At 74.1% G+C, this 18,798-nt stretch carries 14 protein-coding genes; 8 read left to right on the top strand and 6 right to left on the bottom strand.

Translation table 11 applies throughout. The features are described from left to right. Positions 1 to 15: 15 nt before the first annotated feature. Positions 16 to 1,422: a M1 family metallopeptidase gene (locus ACF073_RS31975; protein WP_392074920.1), complete on the bottom strand. Its 1,407-nt coding sequence runs from the start codon at positions 1,420 to 1,422 to the stop codon at positions 16 to 18. Between the two features lie 168 nt (positions 1,423 to 1,590). On the opposite strand from ACF073_RS31975, the gene ACF073_RS31970 reads away from it, so the two are divergent. Continuing rightward, complete coding sequence (locus ACF073_RS31970; protein ID WP_392074919.1) at positions 1,591 to 1,941, top strand: DUF488 domain-containing protein; 351 nt, start codon at positions 1,591 to 1,593, stop codon at positions 1,939 to 1,941. Positions 1,942 to 2,037: 96 nt separating this feature from the next. Here the strand turns inward: ACF073_RS31970 and ACF073_RS31965 are convergent, their stop codons facing one another. Both ACF073_RS31965 and ACF073_RS31960 read right to left on the bottom strand, forming a co-directional pair. Further along, positions 2,038 to 3,711 (bottom strand): FAD-binding dehydrogenase, encoded by a 1,674-nt coding sequence (locus ACF073_RS31965; RefSeq protein WP_392074918.1) that lies wholly within the window; start codon positions 3,709 to 3,711, stop codon positions 2,038 to 2,040. Positions 3,712 to 3,816: 105 nt separating this feature from the next. After that, positions 3,817 to 4,482 (bottom strand): TetR/AcrR family transcriptional regulator, encoded by a 666-nt coding sequence (locus tag ACF073_RS31960; protein ID WP_392074917.1) that lies wholly within the window; start codon positions 4,480 to 4,482, stop codon positions 3,817 to 3,819. Positions 4,483 to 4,621: 139 nt separating this feature from the next. On the opposite strand from ACF073_RS31960, the gene ACF073_RS31955 reads away from it, so the two are divergent. From ACF073_RS31955 to ACF073_RS31945, 3 genes are all read left to right on the top strand, one after another. Further along, on the top strand, positions 4,622 to 5,251 hold the full coding sequence (locus ACF073_RS31955) for an alpha-ketoglutarate-dependent dioxygenase AlkB family protein (protein WP_392074916.1): 630 nt from the start codon (positions 4,622 to 4,624) through the stop codon (positions 5,249 to 5,251). Between the two features lie 79 nt (positions 5,252 to 5,330). Continuing rightward, positions 5,331 to 6,077, top strand: a complete 747-nt coding sequence (locus ACF073_RS31950; protein WP_392074915.1) for an MBL fold metallo-hydrolase — start codon at positions 5,331 to 5,333, stop codon at positions 6,075 to 6,077. 100 nt (positions 6,078 to 6,177) lie between these two features. Then, entirely contained in the window at positions 6,178 to 7,413 is a 1,236-nt protein-coding gene (locus ACF073_RS31945) for a DUF4032 domain-containing protein (RefSeq protein WP_392074914.1), read from the top strand. 27 nt (positions 7,414 to 7,440) lie between these two features. On the opposite strand, the gene ACF073_RS31940 is transcribed toward ACF073_RS31945, so the two are convergent. Next, positions 7,441 to 8,307 (bottom strand): universal stress protein, encoded by an 867-nt coding sequence (locus ACF073_RS31940; RefSeq protein ID WP_392074913.1) that lies wholly within the window; start codon positions 8,305 to 8,307, stop codon positions 7,441 to 7,443. Between the two features lie 238 nt (positions 8,308 to 8,545). Between ACF073_RS31940 and ACF073_RS31935 the strand changes: the two genes are divergently transcribed. From ACF073_RS31935 to ACF073_RS31920, 4 genes are read left to right on the top strand one after another with little or no spacing between them, the layout of a single operon-like run. Then, positions 8,546 to 10,222 (top strand): FAD-dependent oxidoreductase, encoded by a 1,677-nt coding sequence (locus ACF073_RS31935; protein ID WP_392074912.1) that lies wholly within the window; start codon positions 8,546 to 8,548, stop codon positions 10,220 to 10,222. Then, positions 10,219 to 11,670 (top strand): ATP-binding protein, encoded by a 1,452-nt coding sequence (locus tag ACF073_RS31930; protein WP_392074911.1) that lies wholly within the window; start codon positions 10,219 to 10,221, stop codon positions 11,668 to 11,670. The genes ACF073_RS31935 and ACF073_RS31930 overlap by 4 nt, the downstream gene beginning before the upstream one ends. Continuing rightward, positions 11,667 to 12,017 (top strand): UBP-type zinc finger domain-containing protein, encoded by a 351-nt coding sequence (locus ACF073_RS31925; RefSeq protein ID WP_392074910.1) that lies wholly within the window; start codon positions 11,667 to 11,669, stop codon positions 12,015 to 12,017. Before ACF073_RS31930 ends, ACF073_RS31925 begins: the two co-directional genes overlap by 4 nt. A gap of 58 nt (positions 12,018 to 12,075) precedes the next feature. Further along, positions 12,076 to 15,099 (top strand): AAA family ATPase, encoded by a 3,024-nt coding sequence (locus tag ACF073_RS31920; RefSeq protein WP_392074909.1) that lies wholly within the window; start codon positions 12,076 to 12,078, stop codon positions 15,097 to 15,099. Between the two features lie 16 nt (positions 15,100 to 15,115). Here the strand turns inward: ACF073_RS31920 and ACF073_RS31915 are convergent, their stop codons facing one another. Beyond that, on the bottom strand, positions 15,116 to 16,336 hold the full coding sequence (locus ACF073_RS31915) for an SGNH/GDSL hydrolase family protein (protein WP_392074908.1): 1,221 nt from the start codon (positions 16,334 to 16,336) through the stop codon (positions 15,116 to 15,118). Then, positions 16,333 to 18,684, bottom strand: coding sequence for a glycoside hydrolase N-terminal domain-containing protein (locus ACF073_RS31910; RefSeq protein ID WP_392074907.1), 2,352 nt, complete (start codon positions 18,682 to 18,684; stop codon positions 16,333 to 16,335). The genes ACF073_RS31915 and ACF073_RS31910 overlap by 4 nt, the downstream gene beginning before the upstream one ends. Positions 18,685 to 18,798: the final 114 nt, after the last annotated feature.

Genomic DNA, 18,798 nt, shown 5'->3' with positions numbered 1-18,798 from the left:
GGAAGCGGTCAGGAATCAGGCGCTGTTCGGCTTGCCCGACGTGTACAGCCAGGTGTGGAACAGCTCCTTCAGCTCCTTCCCCGAGGTCTGCTCGGCAAGCTTGACGAACTGTGCGGTGGTGCCGTGGCCGCCGCGGTGCCCGGTCGCCCAGGCGCGCAGGATCCGGAAGAAGTCCCGGTCGCCGACGGCCCGGCGCAGCTGGTGCAGTGCCATGGCGCCGCGGTCGTAGACGGGCGTGCCGAAGATACGGGCGCCGCTGCCCGGGTTCCCGGGCGGGTAGGCCCACAGGTCGTCGCCCGCGGGCCGGGCGTACAGGGCGTCGAAGCTCTGCTGGGCGCTGCGGCCGCCGTGCTGCTCCGTGTAGAGCCACTCGGCGTAGGTGGCGAAGCCCTCGTTGAGCCAGATGTCCTTCCAGGCGGTGAGGGAGACGGAGTCACCGAACCACTGGTGGGCGCTCTCGTGGACGAGGGTGGCGAGGTCGGGCGCGGAGTCGTAGACCGGCCGGCTCTGGGTCTCCAGGGCGTAGCCGACGTCCGGGGCGTGGTCGACGATCGCGCCGGCCGCCCGGAACGGGTACGGCCCGAACAGCTTGCTCTCCCACTCCAGCACGGAGGGCAGCTTCTTCAGCACGGGCTCGGCGGCGCGCGCCTCGCGGGAGTCCACCGCGTTGTACACCTGGATGCCGTCGCGCGTGGTGTACCGCTCGGTCTTGAACTTCCCGATGGTGGCGGTGGCCAGGTAGGCGGCCATGGGCTGGGTCTCGCGCCAGCGGAAGGTGGTCAGCCCGTGCGCGGTGCGCAGGCCGAGCAGGACGCCGTTCGCGACGGCGGTGCGCCCCTTGGGCACGGTGATCGTGAAGTCGTACGACGCCTTGTCCCTGGGGTGGCCGTTGGCCGGGAACCAGGTCATCGCGCCCTGCGGCTCGCCCGCGACGAAGGCGCCGTCGTCGGTGCGGATCCAGCCGTCCGCCGAGCCGTCGGGGTCGGTGACCGGCGCCGGGGTGCCGTGGTAGGCGACCGTCACGCGGAACTCCTGTCCGGCGCGCAGGGCGTGGCGCGGGGTGACGACGAGTTCCTGGCCGTCGCGCCGGACGCCCGCGGCGGTGCGGTCGACGGTGACGGCGGTGACCTTCAGCCCCTTCAGGTCGAGGTCGAAGCGGGTCAGCCGCTGGGTGGCACGGGCGGTGAGCACGGCCGTGCCGTCCAGCCGGCGGGAGGCCGTGTCGTAGCGGAGCGTCAGATCGTAGTGGCGGACGTCGTAGCCGCCGTTGCCGCTGAGCGGGAAGTAGGGGTCGCCCGCGCCCGCCGCGCCGGTGGTGCCGGGCGCCGGTGCGGCGGCGCCGAGCAGCGCCGCCACGGCGACGGGGACGGTGGCGAGGACGGCGGTACGACGACGGGCGGGCTGTCTGCCGGATGGCGTCACATGCGCTCCTTCGGGAGTGACCGGTGATCGACTGGCCGTCAGATTAGGCACGGAAGTGGATCGTTTTCTTCCTTGTTCCGGTCAATTCGTGCCGCGTGGCCGCCCCGGGCGGACCGGTGTGCCGCAGTACGCTCGCGAAACCGTCCCCGATCTGGAAGGGCTTCGACCGTGAGCGTGCGCGTGCGCCGGATCTACGAACCACCCGAGCCCGACGACGGCCTGCGCGTGCTGGTCGACCGGCTGTGGCCGCGCGGCCTCGCCAAGGACGAGGCGCGGGTGGACGAGTGGCCGAAGGAGCTGACCCCGTCGAGCGAGCTGCGCACCTGGTATCACGGGGGCGAGGGCTCGTACGAGGAGTTCCGCCGCCGCTACGAGGCGGAGCTCGCCGCGCCGGAGGCCGCCGCGCTGCTCGACGGACTGCGGAAGTCGGCCGCCGAGGGACAGGTGACGCTGCTGACGGCGTCGAAGCGGCCGGATTCCGGTCATGCCCACGTGCTGGAAGAACTGCTGTCGGACTGACTGACCGACCGACGGTCTGAGGGCAGGCGGTCGGGCGGCCCGGCCCACGGGGCCGAACCGCCCGACCGAACCGCCGGACCGAACCGCCGGACCGGCTCAGCCCGTCTGCGCCGCCGCGTGGCGGCCCGCTGCCCGGCCCGAGAACAGGCAGCCGCCGAGGAAGGTGCCCTCCAGGGCGTTGTAGCCGTGGACACCGCCGCCGCCGAACCCGGCCACCTCGCCGGCCGCGTACAGCCCCTCGACCGGGGTGCCGTCGGCGGCGAGCGCCCGGGAGTCCAGGTCGGTCTGGATGCCGCCGAGGGTCTTGCGGGTCAGCACATGCATCCGGACCCCGATCAGGGGGCCCGCCGCCGGATCGAGGATGCGGTGAGGTGCGGCGACCCGGCCGAGCCGGTCGCCGATGTACCGGCGGGCGTTGCGGATGCCCTGGACCTGGGAGTCCTTGCTGTACGGCTGGGCCATCTGCAGGTCGCGGGCCTCGATCTGGCGGCGCACCCCGGCCGCGTCCAGCAGCGGTTCGCCGGTCAGGCCGTTCATCTTCTCGACCAGCCGTTCGAGGCTGCCCGCCGTGACGAAGTCCGCGCCCTTGTCGAGGAAGGCCCGCACCGGTGCCGGGGCGCCCTTGCCGAGCAGCCGGTCGCGCAGTACGGCCTTGCGGTCCTTCGCCGTGATGTCGGGGTTCTGCTCGGAGCCGGAGAGCGCGAACTCCTTCTCGATGATCTTCCGGGTGAGGATGAACCAGGAGTGGTCGTACCCGGCGATGTCCTCGGTGGTGCGCAGGTACTTGAGCGTGCTGAGGGTGTCGTAGCCGGGCAGGCAGGGGTCGGGCAGCCGGCGGCCGAGCGCGTCGAGCCAGATGGACGACGGTCCGGGCAGGATGCGGATGCCGTGGCCGGGCCAGACGGGGTTCCAGTTCTGCAGGCCCTCTGTGTAGTGCCACATGCGGTCGCGGTTGACCAGCCGTACGCCGGCCTCGGCGCTGATGTCGAGCATCCGGCCGTCGACGTAGGCCGGGACGCCGGTGACCATCTCGGCCGGGGGCGTGCCGAGCCGTTCGGGCCAGTAGCGGCGGACGATGTCGTGGTCGGCGCCGATGCCGCCGGTGGTCAGGACGACGGCCTGGGCGGTGAGTTCGAAACCGCCCACGCCCTCGCGGCCGGAGGCGACACCGCGCGGGGAGTCGTCGGGGGCGAGGACGGTGCCGCGCACACCGCGTGCCGTGCCGTCCTCGATGACCAGCTCGTCCACCCGGTGGCGGTGGTGGAAGGCGAGCAGCCCCTCCCGGGCGGCCTGCCGGGCGTACCGCACGAAGGGCTCGACCACACCGGTACCGGTGCCCCAGGCGATGTGGAAGCGGGGTACGGAGTTGCCGTGTCCGTCCGCCCGCAGGTCGCCGCGCTCGGCCCAGCCGACGGTGGGCAGCAGTTCGATGCCGTGCCCCTGGAGCCAGGACCGCTTCTCGCCCGCCGCGAACTCGACGTAGGCACGGGCCCAGCGCACGGCCCAGGAGTCCTCGTCGGCGAGCCGGTCGAACTGCGCGCTGCCCTGCCAGTCGTTCCAGGCGAGGCCGAAGGAGTCCTTGATGCCGAGGCGGCGCTGCTCGGGCGAGTCGACGAGGAAGAGCCCGCCGAAGGACCAGAACGCCTGGCCGCCGAGGTTGGCGGCGTTCTCCTGGTCGACCAGGGCCACCCGGCGGCCCCGGCTGGTGAGTTCGTGCGCCGCGACCAGGCCGGCGAGACCCGCTCCGACGACGATGACGTCCGCGTCCATGACGACTGTGTCCTTCCTGACGGTGCTCGGTACGAGGGTGCTCGTGCGGGGGTGCTCGTGCGGGGGTGCCGTTGGGGGTTCCTGGGGGGGCTCGTGCAGTGGGGCTCAGACAGGGGGGCGGCTGCCGTCCGTCAGCAGCGCGGTGAGCAGCTGCTTGAGCCAGACCCTGGCGGCCTCGACGTCCCTGTCCAGCAGCAGCTGGACGGTGACCCCGTCGTACGCGGCGACCACCGCGTGCGCGGCGCCGTCCGCGTCACCCAGGACGGCGGGCAGCCCGGTGTGCCCCCGGGCCCGGAAGAGCCGGTCGGCGATGGCCTGCCGGAGCCGGGAGCGGTGGTCGAGGAGGGCGCGGGCGACGGCCGGGTCCCGGGCGGCGTGCACCAGGAAGTCGGTCTTCACCAGCAGCCAGTCCACGTCGAGCAGGAGCACCTCGGTGACCCGGTCCACCGAGGCGGGGACGTCCAGGTCGGGGCCGTCCTCGGCGAACGCGTCGGCGACCTGGGCGGCGATGAGGTCGGCCCGCTCCTGGTAGAGGGCGAAGAACAGCTCGTCCAGGGTGGCGAAGTTCGAGTAGAAGGCACCCCGGCTGAACCCGGCCGCCTCGCAGACCTCCTCGATGGAGACCCGTCCGAAGCCCTTGGCCGCGAACACCGAGAACGCGGCGTCGAGCAGCAGCGCGCGGGTGCGGACCCGGCGCCGGGTGACGCGCCTGGGCGCCCCTCGCCCCGACTCCCCCGACTCCCCCGACTCCGCCGGCTTCCTCGACTCCATCGGCTCCGCCCTCCCGTTCGATACGCGAATGTATCGGATACATCGATGTATCGAAAGACTCTGGACGGGAGAAGGGCCCGAGCACGGCCGGGCGCCATGCGAATGGAACGTATTTTCGATTAAGGAGTACGCTGGGCTCATGTCCACGCATCTCCAGGGCTCCCTGTTCGACCAGACCGACGAGCTGCGGCTCGGCCCGCTCGACGGGCTGCGCCGGACGCCGCTGGGCGCCGGCGCCTGGATCGACGTCCTGCCGGGCTGGCTGAGCGGGGCGGACGCCCTGTTCGAACAGCTGGCGGCGGACGTGCCCTGGCGGGCGGAGCACCGCAAGATGTACGACAACGTGGTCGCCGTACCCCGGCTGCTCGCCCACTACGGAGCCCAGGACCCGCTCCCCCACCCGGTGCTGGACGAGGCCCGCGCCGCGCTGTCCCGGCACTACGCCGAGGAGCTGGGCGAGCCGTTCACCACCGCGGGGCTCTGCTTCTACCGCGACGGGCGGGACAGCGTGGCCTGGCACGGCGACCGCATCGGGCGGGGCGCACGCGAGGACACCATGGTCGCGATCCTCTCCGTCGGCGCACCCCGGGACCTGCTGCTGCGCCCGGCGGGCAGGGGCGGCACCACCGTGCGCCGGCCCCTCGGCCACGGCGACCTCATCGTGATGGGCGGCTCCTGCCAGCGCACCTGGGAGCACTGCGTCCCCAAGACCGGCCGCGCCACGGGTCCGCGGATCAGCATCCAGTTCCGGCCACAGGGGGTGCGCTGACCCGGGCCCTCCTGTGCGCTTCGGCGCCCCGTCTGATTGGCTGTCCCCGACGATCCACCGCTCCGGGCTCGGGGAGATCATGCGGGCTGACGTACGCCAAGTCGCCGACGACACCTATCTGGTGCACGGCCACGACACCAACTGGGTGATCCTCAAGGACGGCGACGCCGTCACGCTGGTGGACACCGGGTATCCCGGGGACCGGCCGGGGCTGCTGGAGTCCCTGGCGGCGGTGGGGAGCGCACCGGAGGCGGTCGCCGCCGTCCTGATCACCCACGCGCACAACGACCACCTGGGCTCGGCCGAGTACCTGCGCGCCGCCCACGGCACCCCGGTCTATCTGCACCCGGCCGAAGTCCCGCACGCGCGCCGGGAGTTCCTCCAGCAGGCGACCGTCGCCGACGTGGTCCGCAACGCCTGGCGGCCCGGTGTGCTCCCCTGGGCGGTGCACGTGATCCGCGTGGGCGGCCTGGAGCAGCACCCCGTCACGGCGCCCGAACCGTTCCCCGCCGAGGGGCCGCTCGACCTGCCGGGCCGGCCGGTGCCCGTGCACACACCGGGCCACACGGACGGCCACTGCGTCTACCACCTGCCCGACGCCGGACTGGTGATCTCCGGGGACGCACTGGTCAGCGGGCACGCCACCAGCCGGTCCGCAGGCCCGCAGCTGCTGCCCGGCTTCTTCCACCACGACCGCGCACGGGCACTGGCCTCCCTCGAACTGATCGGCGCGCTGGACGGCGACACCCTGCTGCCCGGCCACGGGCCGCTCCACCGCGGCTCGGTACGGGCCGCCGCCGAGCGGGCCCGGGAGCGCGCCTCCTAGCGCCGCGCGGCGCCGCCGGAGAGCCCCGGAACGTCCCGGGCGGCTGCGGACCCGGTCCGAGCCCGCCCGAACAGACGCCCGGGGCCTTAGGGTTCGTGCCATGGCCTTGCAGATCAACGCCACGAACCCGGAGCACCCCGCGCTCCTGCTCGCCCTGCCCTGGGACACCCCGCTGGCGGAGTGGCCCGAGGAGTACCTGGTGCCGCTGCCCCGGGGCATCTCCCGGCACGTGGTGCGCTACGCGCACGCCGGCGACGAGGTGATCGCCGTCAAGGAGCTGGCAGAACGCCCCGCGCTGCGCGAGTACGAGCTGCTGCGCGACCTGGACCGGCTCGGCATCCCCGCCGTGGACCCGCTGGCCGTGGTCACCGGGCGCACCGACCGCTCCGGCGACCCGCTGGAGCCGGTGCTGATCACCCGGCATCTGCGCGGCTCGATGCCGTACCGGTCGATGTTCGAGACGACCATGCGCCCGGCGACCATGCACCGGCTGATGGACGCCCTCGCCGTACTGCTGGTCCGCCTCCACCTGGCCGGTTTCGCCTGGGGCGACTGCTCGCTGTCCAACACCCTGTTCCGGCGGGACGCGGGCGCCTTCGCGGCCTATCTGGTCGACGCCGAGACCGGCGACCTGCACCCCCGGCTCAGCCCCGGGCAGCGGGAGTACGACCTGGATCTGGCGCGCGTCAACATCAGCGGGGAGCTGCTGGACCTGGAGGCGTCCGGCGCGCTGCACCCGTCCGTCGACCCGATCGAGTTCGGCCACGAGATCTGCACCCGCTACCGGGGGCTGTGGCAGGAGCTGACCCGCACCTCGGTGTACCCGGCGGGCAAGTACCACTACATCGAGCGCCGGATCCGCCGCCTGAACGAACTCGGTTTCGATGTCGCCGAGATGCAGATCGAGCACTCCTCGAACGGCGACACGGTCACCTTCGTGCCGAAGGTCGTGGACGCCGGCCACCACCAGCGCCAGCTGCTCAGGCTGACCGGTCTCGACACCGAGGAGAACCAGGCGCGGCGGCTGCTGAACGACCTGGAGAGCTGGATGGCCACGCAGGACGACTACGCGCCCGGCGACCCCCTCGCGGCCCGTCCGGAGGTGCTGGCCCACCGGTGGGTGCGGGACGTGTTCCGGCCCACCGTGCGGGCGGTGCCGCCGGAGCTGCGCGGCTCCATGGATCCGGCGCAGATCTACCACGAACTGCTCGAACACCGCTGGTACCTGTCCGAGCGCGCCCAGCACGACATAGGGATCGACGGCGCGGTCGAGGACTACCTCGCGAACGTGCTGCCCGGCGCGCGGACCGCGCCGGGGCCGGCCGGCCCGGAGTAGACCGGGAGCCGGCCGGCCCCGGGCCGCTCACTCGTGCGGGACCACGGCCACCGGGCAGTCGGCGTGGTGCAGCACGCCGTGCGCGACCGAGCCGATCCGGGCGCCGACGGCCGTACGGTGCGCCCGGCGCCCGACGACCATCAGCTGGGCCGCGCCGGACAGCGACAGCAGCACCTGGCTCGCGCTGCCCATCTCGACGTGTTCGGCCACGGGCACCTCGGGGAACCGCTCGCGCCAGGGCCCGACGGCCTCGGCCAGCGCCTGCTTCTCGTACGGTTCGAGACCGCCCGCCTCGTCGAGCAGCTTGAGCGAGCCGGGGCTGTAGGCGAACACCGGCGGCAGGGTCCACGCCCGTACGGCCCGCACGGCCGCGCCGCGGGCCGCCGCCGTCTCGAACGCGAACCGCAGCGCCTGCGCACTGTCCTCGGGACCGCCCTGCTGGCCGACGACGACGTCCCGTCCCGCCGCCTCCGCCGTCGGCTCGTCCCCGGCCCGCACCAGGACGACGGGCCGGGCCGCCTCCGCGATCACCTGCTGCCCGACCGAGCCGAGCAGGAACCCGACGACGCGTCCGTGGCCGCGCGAGCCGAGCACCAGCATCTCGGCCCCGGCCGCAGCCTCGGCGAGCGCGTGCGCGGCCCCGCCCTCCACCACGTCGGTGGTCACCGTCAGCCCCGCGTGCCGCTCGGCGACGGTGCGCACGGCCTCCGTCGTCCCCTCGGACACCCACCCCCGCTGGGTGTCCCGGTCGGCCGTGGGCAGCGCCTCGGCGTACCGCCAGGCGTGCACCACACGCAGGGGGAGCCCCCGGCGTACGGCCTCCCTGGCCGCCCAGTCCAGCGCGGCCAGACTCTCCTCCGTACCGTCCACCCCTGCCGTGATCGGGCGTGTCATCCGTGGGCCTCCTCGTGCTCGCCGCGTCCGGTGGTGCTGGTGCCCGCCGTCGGGCACCGGTGCACACGGTCACGATGATCTCTCCCACGAGATCGCGCACGATCCCCAGGGGGTCGCCGATCACGGCCCGCGGTATCCGCAGCGAAGGCGGGCGAACGAACATACGATGGCTGAGAACCGGTGCGGCGGTCCCCACGACACCGCTCCGCGGGATTCCGATACTCGGGTGGGGAGAGGCATGGCACAGGCCGCCGAGACAGCGCGGACCGTCATCCTGACCGTGGACGACGACCCGGGGGTCTCCCGTGCCGTCGCCCGGGACCTCCGACGGCGCTACGGCGAGTCGTACCGCGTCGTGCGCGCCGAGTCCGGTGACTCCGCGCTGGACGCGCTGCGCGAGCTGAAGCTGCGCGGTGACCTGGTCGCGGTGATCCTCGCCGACTACCGCATGCCGCAGATGAACGGCATCGAGTTCCTGGAGCAGGCGCTCGATGTGTACCCGGGGGCGCGGCGGGTGCTGCTGACCGCGTACGCGGACACCAACGCGGCGATCGACGCGATCAACGTCGTCGATCTCGACCACTATCTGCTCAAACCGTGGGACCCGCCCGAGGAGAAGCTCTACCCGGTCCTCGACGATCTGCTGGAGTCGTGGCGCACCAGCGCCTACAAGCCCGTGCCGAGCACCAAGGTGGTGGGCCACCGCTGGTCGGCGCGCTCCTCGGACGTGCGCGAGTTCCTGGCCCGCAACCAGGTGCCCTACCGCTGGTACTCGGTGGAGGAGCCGGAGGGGCAGCGGCTGCTGACGGCGGCCGGGCAGGACGGGCAGCGGCTGCCGCTGGTGATCACGCCGGACGGTGCGGTGCTGGTCGAGCCGGAGGCGCCGGAACTGGCCGCGCGGGTGGGCCTGGCGACCATGCCGACCTCCGACTTCTACGACCTCATCGTGATCGGCGGCGGTCCCGCGGGGCTCGGCGCCGCCGTGTACGGGGCCTCGGAGGGCCTCAGGACGGTGCTGGTCGAGCGGTCGGCGACCGGCGGCCAGGCCGGGCAGAGCTCCCGGATCGAGAACTACCTGGGCTTCCCGGACGGCGTGTCCGGCGCCCAGCTCACCGACCGGGCACGGCGGCAGGCGGCCCGGTTCGGCGCCGAGATCCTGACCGCACGCGAGGTGACGGGACTCGAGGTCAACGGCGCCGCCCGGGTCGTGCGGTTCGCGGACGGCTCGGCGATCGCCGCGCACAGCGTGATCCTGGCGACCGGGGTGCAGTACCGGCAGCTGGAGGCCGCCGGCTGCCTCGATCTGACCGGCTGCGGGGTGTTCTACGGCTCGGCGCTGACCGAGGCCGCCGCCTGCCAGGACCAGGACGTGTACATCGTGGGCGGCGCCAACTCGGCGGGCCAGGCGGCGATGTACCTGTCCCGGGGCGCCAAGTCCGTGACGCTGCTGGTGCGCGGCGAGGATCTGTCGGCGTCCATGTCCTACTACCTGATCCAGCAGATCAACGAGTCGCCGAACATCCAGGTGCGCAGCCGCACGGTGGTGGACTCGGCCCACGGCTCGGACCACCTGGAGCAGCTGACCCTGCGGCACACGGGGACCGGGGAGACCGAACGGGTCGACGCCCAGTGGATGTTCGTGTTCATCGGCGCCGCCCCGCTGACCGACTGGCTGGGCGACACGGTGCTGCGCGACGGGCGCGGCTTCATCCTGGCAGGGCCCGACCTGACCGCCGACGGGCGACCGCCGGCCGGCTGGGAGCTGGACCGGCCGCCGTACCACCTGGAGACCAGTGTTCCCGGCGTGTTCGTCGCGGGTGACGCGCGCGCCGAGTCGGCCAAGCGCGTCGCGTCGGCCGTCGGCGAAGGAGCCATGGCCGTGATGCTCGTCCACCGGTATCTGGAGCAGTCATGAGCGGACAGGTCATGCCGTGCAGCCCCAAGGAGATCAGCTCGCTGTTCCTCTTCGAGAAGCTGACTTCCGAGCAGCTGGGCCGGCTGTGCGCGGCGGGTCGGGTCGAGCTGTTCCAGCCCGGCCCGGTGTACACCGAGGGTGATGCCGCCACCTGCTTCTTCGTGATGATCGAGGGCACGGTGGTGCTGTCCCGGCGGGTCGGCGGTGACGACATCGAGGTCACCCGGACCTCGCAGCCGGGGGTGTACGCGGGCGCGATGCAGGCCTACCTCGGCGACCGGGTGCGGCAGGGCTACAACAACTCCATGCGGGTCACCGAGCCGACCCGGTTCTTCGTGCTGCCCGCCGACGTCTTCGCGGAGGTCATGCGCGAGTGGTTCCCGATGGCGGTGCATCTGCTGGAGGGCCTGTTCTTCGGCTCGAAGAACACCCAGGCGATGATCGGGCAGCGGGAACGGCTGCTGGCACTGGGCTCGTTGTCGGCGGGGCTCACGCACGAGCTGAACAACCCCGCGGCGGCGGCGGTCCGGGCCACCGCCACCCTGCGGGAGCGGATCGCGAAGATGCGGCGCAAGCTCGCCCTGATCGCCGAGGGGCCCTTCTCACGCGAGTCGCTGGCCGGCCTGATCGAGGTCCAGGAGCGGACCGCCGAGCGGGTGGCGAAGGCGCCGGTGCTCAGCCCGCTGGAGGCGGCCGACCGGGAGGACACGCTGACCGACTGGCTCGAGGAGCACGGCATCGACTCCGGCTGGCAGGTGGCGCCCATCTTCGTGCAGGCCGGCCTGGACGTGGACTGGCTGGAGCAGGTCGCCGCCGCGGTGGAGGAGGCGATCCTGCCGAACGCGGTCGGCTGGCTCAACTACACCATCGAGACCGAGCTGTTGATGAACGAGATCGAGGACTCCACCACCCGTATCTCCCATCTGGTCGACGCGGCCAAGCAGTACTCGCAGCTGGACCGGGCGCCGTACCGGGAGGCGGATGTCCACGAACTCCTCGACAGCACGCTGCTGATGCTGTCCGGGAAGTTCGGTCCCGGCATCGAGCTCGTCAAGGAGTACGACCGCACGCTGCCGCCGGTGCCCGCCTACCCGGCGGAGCTGAACCAGGTGTGGACCAACCTCGTGGACAACGCCGTATCCGCCATCAAGAGCGCGGGCGGCCAGGGCACGCTGACCGTGCGGACGGCGCGCGACCACGAGCAGCTGCTGGTGGAGTTCCGGGACACCGGGCCCGGCGTCGCGCCGGACATCAAGGACCGGATCTTCGACCCGTTCTTCACCACCAAGCCGGTCGGCGAGGGCACCGGGCTCGGCCTCGACATCTCCTGGCGGATCGTCGTCAACAAGCACCACGGCAGCCTGCGGGTCGAGTCGGTACCCGGCGACACCCGCTTCCAGGTGCTGCTGCCCCTGACCGCCGAGACCCCTGACGAGGAGCCGGTATGACCGACGCCGACGGAATCGATCCGCTCGTGCCGCCCAGCGGGACGGGCTGCAGGGAGTGCGACGAGGCGGGCGGCTGGTGGTTCCACCTGCGCCGCTGCGCGCAGTGCGGGCACATCGGCTGCTGCGACGACTCCCCCGCCAAGCACGCCACCGCCCACTACCGGGCGACGGGACACCCGGTGATCCGCAGTTTCGAGCCGGGCGAGGGCTGGTTCTGGGACTACGCCGCCGACGAGTTGTACGCCTCCGGGCCCGAACTCGCGCCCCCGGTCAGCCATCCCGCCGAGCAGCCGGTCCCGGGCCCGGCGGGCCGGGTGCCGGACGACTGGGCCGAGACGCTGCGCTGAGGCAGGTGCGGGCGGCGGCCGGCGCGGGTCTGTCGGTGGCGCGTGTCAGGATGGCCCCGTGTCGCAGACCGCCTTCACCGCAGCCCCGCTGATCGGCCGTGATCAGGAACTGGCCCGGCTCACGGGGGTGCTGGAGCGCGCCCGGGCCGGTGTGCCGGCCGCGCTGCTGCTCGCCGGGGACGCCGGGGTCGGCAAGACGCGGCTGCTGGACGAGATCGCGGGGCGGGCGGCACGGACCGGGGCGACCGTGGTCACCGGGCACTGCGTGGACCTCGGTGACGGGGTCGGCCTGCCCTATCTGCCGTTCACCGAGATGCTGGGCGCGCTCGCCGCCGACGACCGGTTCACGGCCGTACTGGCCGCGCATCCGGCCGCCGGCCGGCTGCTGGGCGCAGGGCCGGACGCGGCGGGCGGCCCGGACGGGCGGCTCAGGCTCTTCGAGGACGTCGCCGGGCTGCTGGCCGACCTGGCGGCGGTGGCGCCCCTGCTGCTCGTCCTCGAGGACCTGCACTGGGCCGACCAGTCCTCCCGTGACCTGCTGCGCTTCCTGCTCAGCCGGGGCGTGCTCCAGCGGCCGGGCGCCGCCCCGGACCGGCGGCTCGCCGTCCTCGCCTCGTACCGCGCCGACGACCTGCACCGCCGGCACCCGCTGCGCCCGCTCCTCGCCGAGCTCGTCCGGCTGCCGGCCGTGGACCGCCTGGAGCTGCGTCCGCTGCCGGATCCCGAGGTGGCGCGGCTGGTGCGGGCCCTGGAGGACCGGCCGCTGCCCGACGCCGTCGTGCACGGCATCGTCGCCCGCGCGGAGGGCAACGCGTTCTACGCGCAGGAGCTGCTCGCCGCGGCTCCCGTCTGCGCGAGCGGGGGCGGCACCGCCGGGGAGGACGCGGGAGCGGTGCCCAGCGGCCTCGCCGATCTGCTGCTCATCCGGGTCGAGCAGGTCTCCGAGACCGCCCAGCAGGTGCTGCGGACCGCCGCGGTGGCCGGGCGGCGGGTGGAGCACGCGCTGCTGCGCGAGGCGGCCGGGCTGCCCGAGGACGCCCTGGAGGCCGCGCTGCGGGAGGCCGTCGGGCACCAGCTCCTGCTCGCCCGGGACGACGGCACGTACGCCTTCCGGCACGCCCTCACCCGCGAGGCGGTCTACGCCGATCTGCTGCCCGGCGAGCGCTCCCGGCTGCACGGCGCGTACGCCCGGCTGCTCGCGGCCCGCGGCCGGGCCCCGGAGACCGCCGCGGAACGCGCCCACCACTCCCGTGCGAGCCATGACCTGCCCGAGGCGCTCGCGGCCTGCCTCGAAGCCGCCGACCACGCCAGGCGGCTGGGCGCCCCCGCCGAGGAACTGCGGCATCTGGAGGCCGCGCTGGACCTGTGGCCTTCGGTGCCGGCGTCCGCCCGGCCGGCCGGGGAGGAGCTGGACCGGGTCACGCTGACCCTGCGCGCCTCGGCCGCCGCCGCCCACGCCGGGGAGTTCCATCGCGCGGTCGCGCTGACCCGGGCGGCGCTCGACGGGGTCGGCCAGGACACCGAGGGCGAGCTGGCGGCCCGGGTCCGGTACACACTGGCCGGGAACCTGCTGACCGTGGACAGCCTGACGGCGGCGTTCCGCTACAGCAGCGAGGCGCTGGCGATGATCCCCGCCGAGCCGCCGTCGCGGACCTGGGTGTGGGCGGCGGCCACGTACGTCGCCGCGGCCCGCCAGGTCGGCGAGGACGCGACCGCGCTGCGGGTCGGCCGGCAGGCGCTGCGGGCCGCCGAGGAGCTGGGGGTGCGGGCCGCCCAGGCCGATCTGCTGATCTCCCTGGCGTCCGCCGAGGGCGGTGGCCGCGGTTCCCGGGAGGGCCGGGAGCGGCTGCGGCAGGCCGGGGAGCTGGCCCGCGCGGCCGGGAACGCGCCGGTGGAGCTGCGCGCGCTGTTCAACCTGGCGATGGGCGTCTTCGAGGCCGGCGATCTGCCGGGGTGCCTGCCCGTGCTGGCCGACGGCCTCGACCGGGCCCGCAGGGCCGGGTTGCGGTCCTCGGCGTACCCGCTGGAGATGCGCTATCTCCAGCTGCTGATGCTGTACACGCTGGGCCGCTGGGACGAGTGCCTCGGCGCGGCGGCCGAGGCGGCTCCGGAGCTGCCGGCGGCGGGCGGCGGCTTCGCCACGAGCCCGGCCCTGTACGTGGCGCTGGCCCGGGGCGAGGAGGGCGCCGTCGACCGGGCCCGTGCGCTGCTCTCGGGTCCGTTCGACTGGATGGGCACGCTGGTCGCCGGGATCGTGCTCACCGACGCCGCGGCGGACCGGGGCGACGCGGAGGAGGCCCTCGCCCGGACGCGGGCGACGGTCGCCGCCCTCGGCGACGGTACGACGCGGCGGCCGGCGGTGGCGGTCCGGCTGGCCGCGCTGTGTCTGGCCGCGGTCGCCGACCGGACGGAGCAGCAGCGGCCCGGGGCGGACGCCGGCGCGGACCCGGCCCGCCGGCGACGGACCGCGGCCGAGCTGGTGGAGCTGGCGCGGGCCACGGCCGGGCAGGGCGGAGCGGCCGAGGGAGACGAGGCGGGCACGGCGCCGGGCCCGGAGGGGCGGGCGTGGCTGGCCCGTGCCGAGGCGGAGTGGGCGACGGTGGTGTCCGGTCCTGATCCGGCGGCCTGGGAGCGGGCGGTCGCCGCGTTCGGGTACGGCGATGTCTACGAGGAGGCCCGTTGCCGGCTGCGGTACGCGCGGGCGCTGCTGGCCGTGGAGCGGCGGGCGGAGGCGGCGGAGCAGGCGCGGCTGGCCCGGGAGACGGCGGCCGGCCTGGGTGCGGCGCCGCTGCTGGACCGGATCGACACGCTGGTCCGGCGCAACCGCCTCACGGCCGGCGCCGCCGGGGACGCGGGCGCCGAGGTGCCGGCGCTGACCGCGCGGGAGGGCGATGTGCTGCGGCTGCTGGCCCTGGGCCGCAGCAACCGGCAGATCGGCGAGGAGCTGTTCATCTCCGGCAAGACGGCCAGCGTGCATGTCTCGAACATCCTCGCCAAGCTGGGCGCCGCGAGCCGCACGGAGGCGGTGGCGCTCGCCTACCGCCATGGTCTGATCGCGGCGGAGCCGGCCGGGTCGGGCTGACCCGGCCGGGGCCCGTTCAGCGGGTGCAGTCCAGGCTGTCCAGGTCGACGGCGTCGGCCATGGCCCGCATGCCCTTGTCGTTGGGATGCAGATGGTCGCCGCCGTCGAAGAACGGCAGGACGCGCTCGGGGTCGTAGGGGCTGCGCAGGACGCGGTCGAAGTCGGTGACGGCGTCGAAGTCCCCGCTGCCGCGCAGGAATCCGTTGACCTCCTGGCGTACGGCTTCGGCGTCCGGGTCCCACTCGGACCAGCCCTTGAACGGGCCGACGGTGGCGGCGACCACGCACGTGCCCGCCGCGTGCGCCCGCCGGGCGATCTCCCGGTAGCCGGCGATGAGGTCGGCCGCGGTGACGCCGGTGTCCGCCTTGAGGTCGTTGACGCCTTCGAAGAGGAAGACGGTGCGCACTCCCGGCTGGCTGAGGACGTCCCGGTCGAGCCGGTGCAGCGCGGCCTGCCCGGCGCCGTCCGCGAGGACCTTGTTGCCCGAGATGCCCTCGTTGGCCACGCCCTGGACGGGCCTGCCGGCCGCGTTGAGGCGCCGGGCCAGGTAGTCGGGCCAGCGCCGGTCGAGGTCGGTGGTGGACTGCCAGCCGTCGGTGATGGAGTCGCCGAGCGCGGCGACGGCACCGCTGCCCGGGCGGGCGGGCCGTACGGCGACGGAGTCGATGTACCACCAGGATCCGGTCGTCTGGGTCCAGTCTGCGCCGCTCTCCTCGGCGGTGTGGTCCCCCTGCCCCGTGTACGAGGTCTGCATCGCCATCCAGTGGCCGGTGGCCGGGCCGGCCGCGTCCGGGGTGCGCAGGCTGACGACCAGATCGGTGCCGGCCGGGACGTTCCCGGGCAGCGGGTCGCTCCAGGCGACGCCGCCGGCCGGGACGCTGACCGTGCGGGCTCCGCCGAAGGTGAGCGGCCGGTTGCTGCCCGCCCCCAGGGCGGCGCCCTGGCCGCGCAGTCCCGCGTAGACGCTGTCCAGGGTGAGCGGCCGGTCGCCGAAGGTGTTGGTGAAGCGGACCCTCAGATCGCTGCCGCCGACGCTCGTGCGGACGACGAGCCGGTAGCCCTGGCCCGCGGTGCCCTCGCCCATGCGGTCGGCGCTCGCCGCCCAGGTGACCACTCCGGAGGGCCGGGTGGCGGAGTCGGGCAGCGGGGCGGCGCGGGCGGCGGGCGCGGACTGGCAGGCCACGGCGGTGAGCAGAGCGGCGGCGGCGCGGACGCCGCGCCCCGTCCGGCCGCTCATCGGTCGAAGTCCCGGAGCGTGACGGTCTGGCCGGGCTGTACGCGGACCGTCCGGCGGGTGCCTGCGTGTCCCACGGAGGTCATGGTGCCGCCTACGCTGCGGATCCGCACCTCGGTGGGTGTGCCGTCGCGCCAGGACAGGTCGACGAGGAAGCCGCCGCGGGCCCCCGCTCCGGTGAGCGAGCCGCGGGCGGCCCAGGCGTCCGGGAGGGCGGGCAGCAGTTCCAGATGTCCGGGGCGGGAGTGGAGCAGCATCTCGGTGACGGCGGCCGGGGTGCCGAAGTTCGCGTCGATCTGGAAGATGCCCCGGCCCTGTTCGACCTGGTAGATGTCGAAGAGGTTGGGGGCGGTGCCGTTGCTGCCGCCGGTGGACGGGCGCAGGTTGTTCACGATGAGCTGGTAGGCCTTGTCGGGGTTCTTCAGACGCGCCCAGCACAGTGCGCGCCAGGCGTTGGCCCAGCCGAAGCTGTTCATGCCGCGGGCGGTGAGCAGGGCGGTGGCGCCGGTGACGATGTCGGCGGGGGTGGAGCCGTCGGGCCGGATGCGGTCGCCGGGGAACAGGCCGACGAGCGGGGAGAGGTGGCGGTGGGTGGTCTCGCCGAGGTTGTCGGGGGACATCCACTCCTCCAGCCAGCCGGTCGTGGGGCTCACGACCGGGAGGTAGAGCCGCTCGCGCAGGGCACCGACGGTGCGGGCGTAGTCGGCGTCCCGGCCCAGTTCCGCCGCGGCGCTGCGGTAGTTGCCGAAGAGCGCCCAGACGAGTTCCTGGGCGTAGGTGATGCCCTTGGCGTCGAGGGGGCCCTGTTCCGGTGACCAGTCGCTGTCGGCGATGAGGACCTCCCGGCCGCTGTCCGGCAGGGTGTGCGGGAGCAGCCGCGCCTCCCAGAACTCGCAGGCGCCCTTGAGGAGCGGGTAGATCTTCTTCAGGTGGGCGCGGGACGCGGTGAACTCGTAGTGCTCCCAGAGGGAGTTGCACAGCCAGGCGTTGCCCGCCGGGTGCCACCACCAGCCTCCGCCGCCGTGCGGGTTGGTGGAGACGGCGACGGTCCAGCCCGCGTTCCTGCCGCTGGAGTTGCGGTAGCGGTTGCGGGAGTCGTCGAAGAGCCGCGCGGTCAGGGCGGTCCAGGAGGGCAGCTGGGCCACGCAGTAGTCGGTGAGCGCGTCGAAGCAGGACGACAGGCCCGTCCGGTCGGCCATCCAGTAGTTCATCTGGAGGTTGATGTCGGTGTGGTAGTCGCCCATCCAGTCCGGGTCGTTGCCGTCGAGCCAGGGCCCCTGGAGGCCGAGCGGGAGGCTGTCCCGGGAGCCGGCGATCATCAGGTACCGGCCGAACTGGACGTAGGCGGCTTCCAGTTCGGGGTCGGGTGCGCCGTCGCGGGCGCGGGCCTTGAGCCGCTCCCAGGTGTCCAGGGCCCGCTGCGGCGCGGTGGAGGTGCCGAGGCAGAGACCGAACCGGGCGAACAGGGCGTGGTGGTCGGCGATGTGTGTGCGCAGCAGGGCGCCGGCGGAGGTCCGGGCGGCGGCGCGGACCTTGGTGCGGGCCAGGGCCCGGGGGTCGAGGCCGGGATCGCGGTAGTCGGCGGCGGCGTCCGGGGCGTAGTTCGTGCCGCCGCTGAGGATCACGGTCAGTTCCCGGCAGCCGGAGAACGCGAGGTGTGTGCCGCTCGTCCGGACGGTGCCGCCGCTGCCGTACGCGGTGATCGCGGCGCCGTACCGCAGGCCGTTGGGGAGGGTCCCGGCGAAGGAGTCGGCGGTCCCCTGCTCGCCGTGGGTGCCGTCGAGGGTGAGGGTGCCGGTGTACCGGCCGCCGCCGCTCTGGCTGAAGTGCAGCACGACGACGTCGTCGGGGTGGCTGGCGAACAGCTGGCGGCGGTAGGTGACGCCGGAGCGGACGTAGGAGGTGGTCACCACGCCCTGGGCCAGGTCGAGGGTGCGGCGGTAGCCGGAGACGGCGGACAGATCGTGGTCGGGGATGTCCACGGTGAGCTTGGCGAGCAGGGTGAGGGAGCCGAAGTCGTCGCGGCCGTAGGGGAACTGGCCGTCGGCGTCCAGGGTGTCGTTGCGGCCGCCGGTCCACATCGTGACGTCGGTGACGAGGAGGAGATCCCGGCCGGGGTCGTTGGTGGCGAGGGCGCCGAGGCGGCCGTTGCCGACGGGCAGGCCCTGCTCGATGAGCGAGTGCTCGTCGCCGGGGGCCTGCCACCACAGCTGGTGGCGGGCGTCGGCGGCGGGGACCGCCGCTGGCCGCTGCGGGGCGGCGGTGGCGGTGAAGGCGGGCAGGGCGGTGAGGGCTCCGGTGGCCGCGGCGAGGGCGAGGAAGCCGCGTCTGCTGGGCGGGGTGGGGTACACGGCGGGCTCCGAACGTCGGTAGGGGGTACGACAGTTCCCTGCTGGGGGGGGCGCGGGGGCGGGGGGGCCGCGCGGCCGGCCACGGCGGTCTCGCGGCTCCCCGCGGTGGTGCGG

Origin of the sequence: Streptomyces sp. NPDC015171 (genome assembly GCF_043079545.1) — a bacterium.
Lineage (GTDB): Bacteria > Actinomycetota > Actinomycetes > Streptomycetales > Streptomycetaceae > Streptomyces.
This window is presented reverse-complemented; position numbering and strand designations above follow the sequence as displayed.

Bases quoted from the DNA above. Each gene is read 5' to 3' on its own strand.
- ACF073_RS31960 (WP_392074917.1), bottom strand. From the start codon at position 4,482: ATGGAGTCGAGGAAGCCGGCGGAGTCGGGGGAGTCGGGGGAGTCGGGG.
- ACF073_RS31950 (WP_392074915.1), top strand. From the start codon at position 5,331: ATGCGGGCTGACGTACGCCAAGTCGCCGACGACACCTATCTGGTGCAC.
- ACF073_RS31965 (WP_392074918.1), bottom strand. From the start codon at position 3,711: ATGGACGCGGACGTCATCGTCGTCGGAGCGGGTCTCGCCGGCCTGGTC.
- ACF073_RS31940 (WP_392074913.1), bottom strand. From the start codon at position 8,307: ATGACACGCCCGATCACGGCAGGGGTGGACGGTACGGAGGAGAGTCTG.
- ACF073_RS31955 (WP_392074916.1), top strand. From the start codon at position 4,622: ATGTCCACGCATCTCCAGGGCTCCCTGTTCGACCAGACCGACGAGCTG.
- ACF073_RS31925 (WP_392074910.1), top strand. From the start codon at position 11,667: ATGACCGACGCCGACGGAATCGATCCGCTCGTGCCGCCCAGCGGGACG.
- ACF073_RS31935 (WP_392074912.1), top strand. From the start codon at position 8,546: ATGGCACAGGCCGCCGAGACAGCGCGGACCGTCATCCTGACCGTGGAC.
- ACF073_RS31945 (WP_392074914.1), top strand. From the start codon at position 6,178: ATGGCCTTGCAGATCAACGCCACGAACCCGGAGCACCCCGCGCTCCTG.
- ACF073_RS31930 (WP_392074911.1), top strand. From the start codon at position 10,219: ATGAGCGGACAGGTCATGCCGTGCAGCCCCAAGGAGATCAGCTCGCTG.
- ACF073_RS31915 (WP_392074908.1), bottom strand. From the start codon at position 16,336: ATGAGCGGCCGGACGGGGCGCGGCGTCCGCGCCGCCGCCGCTCTGCTC.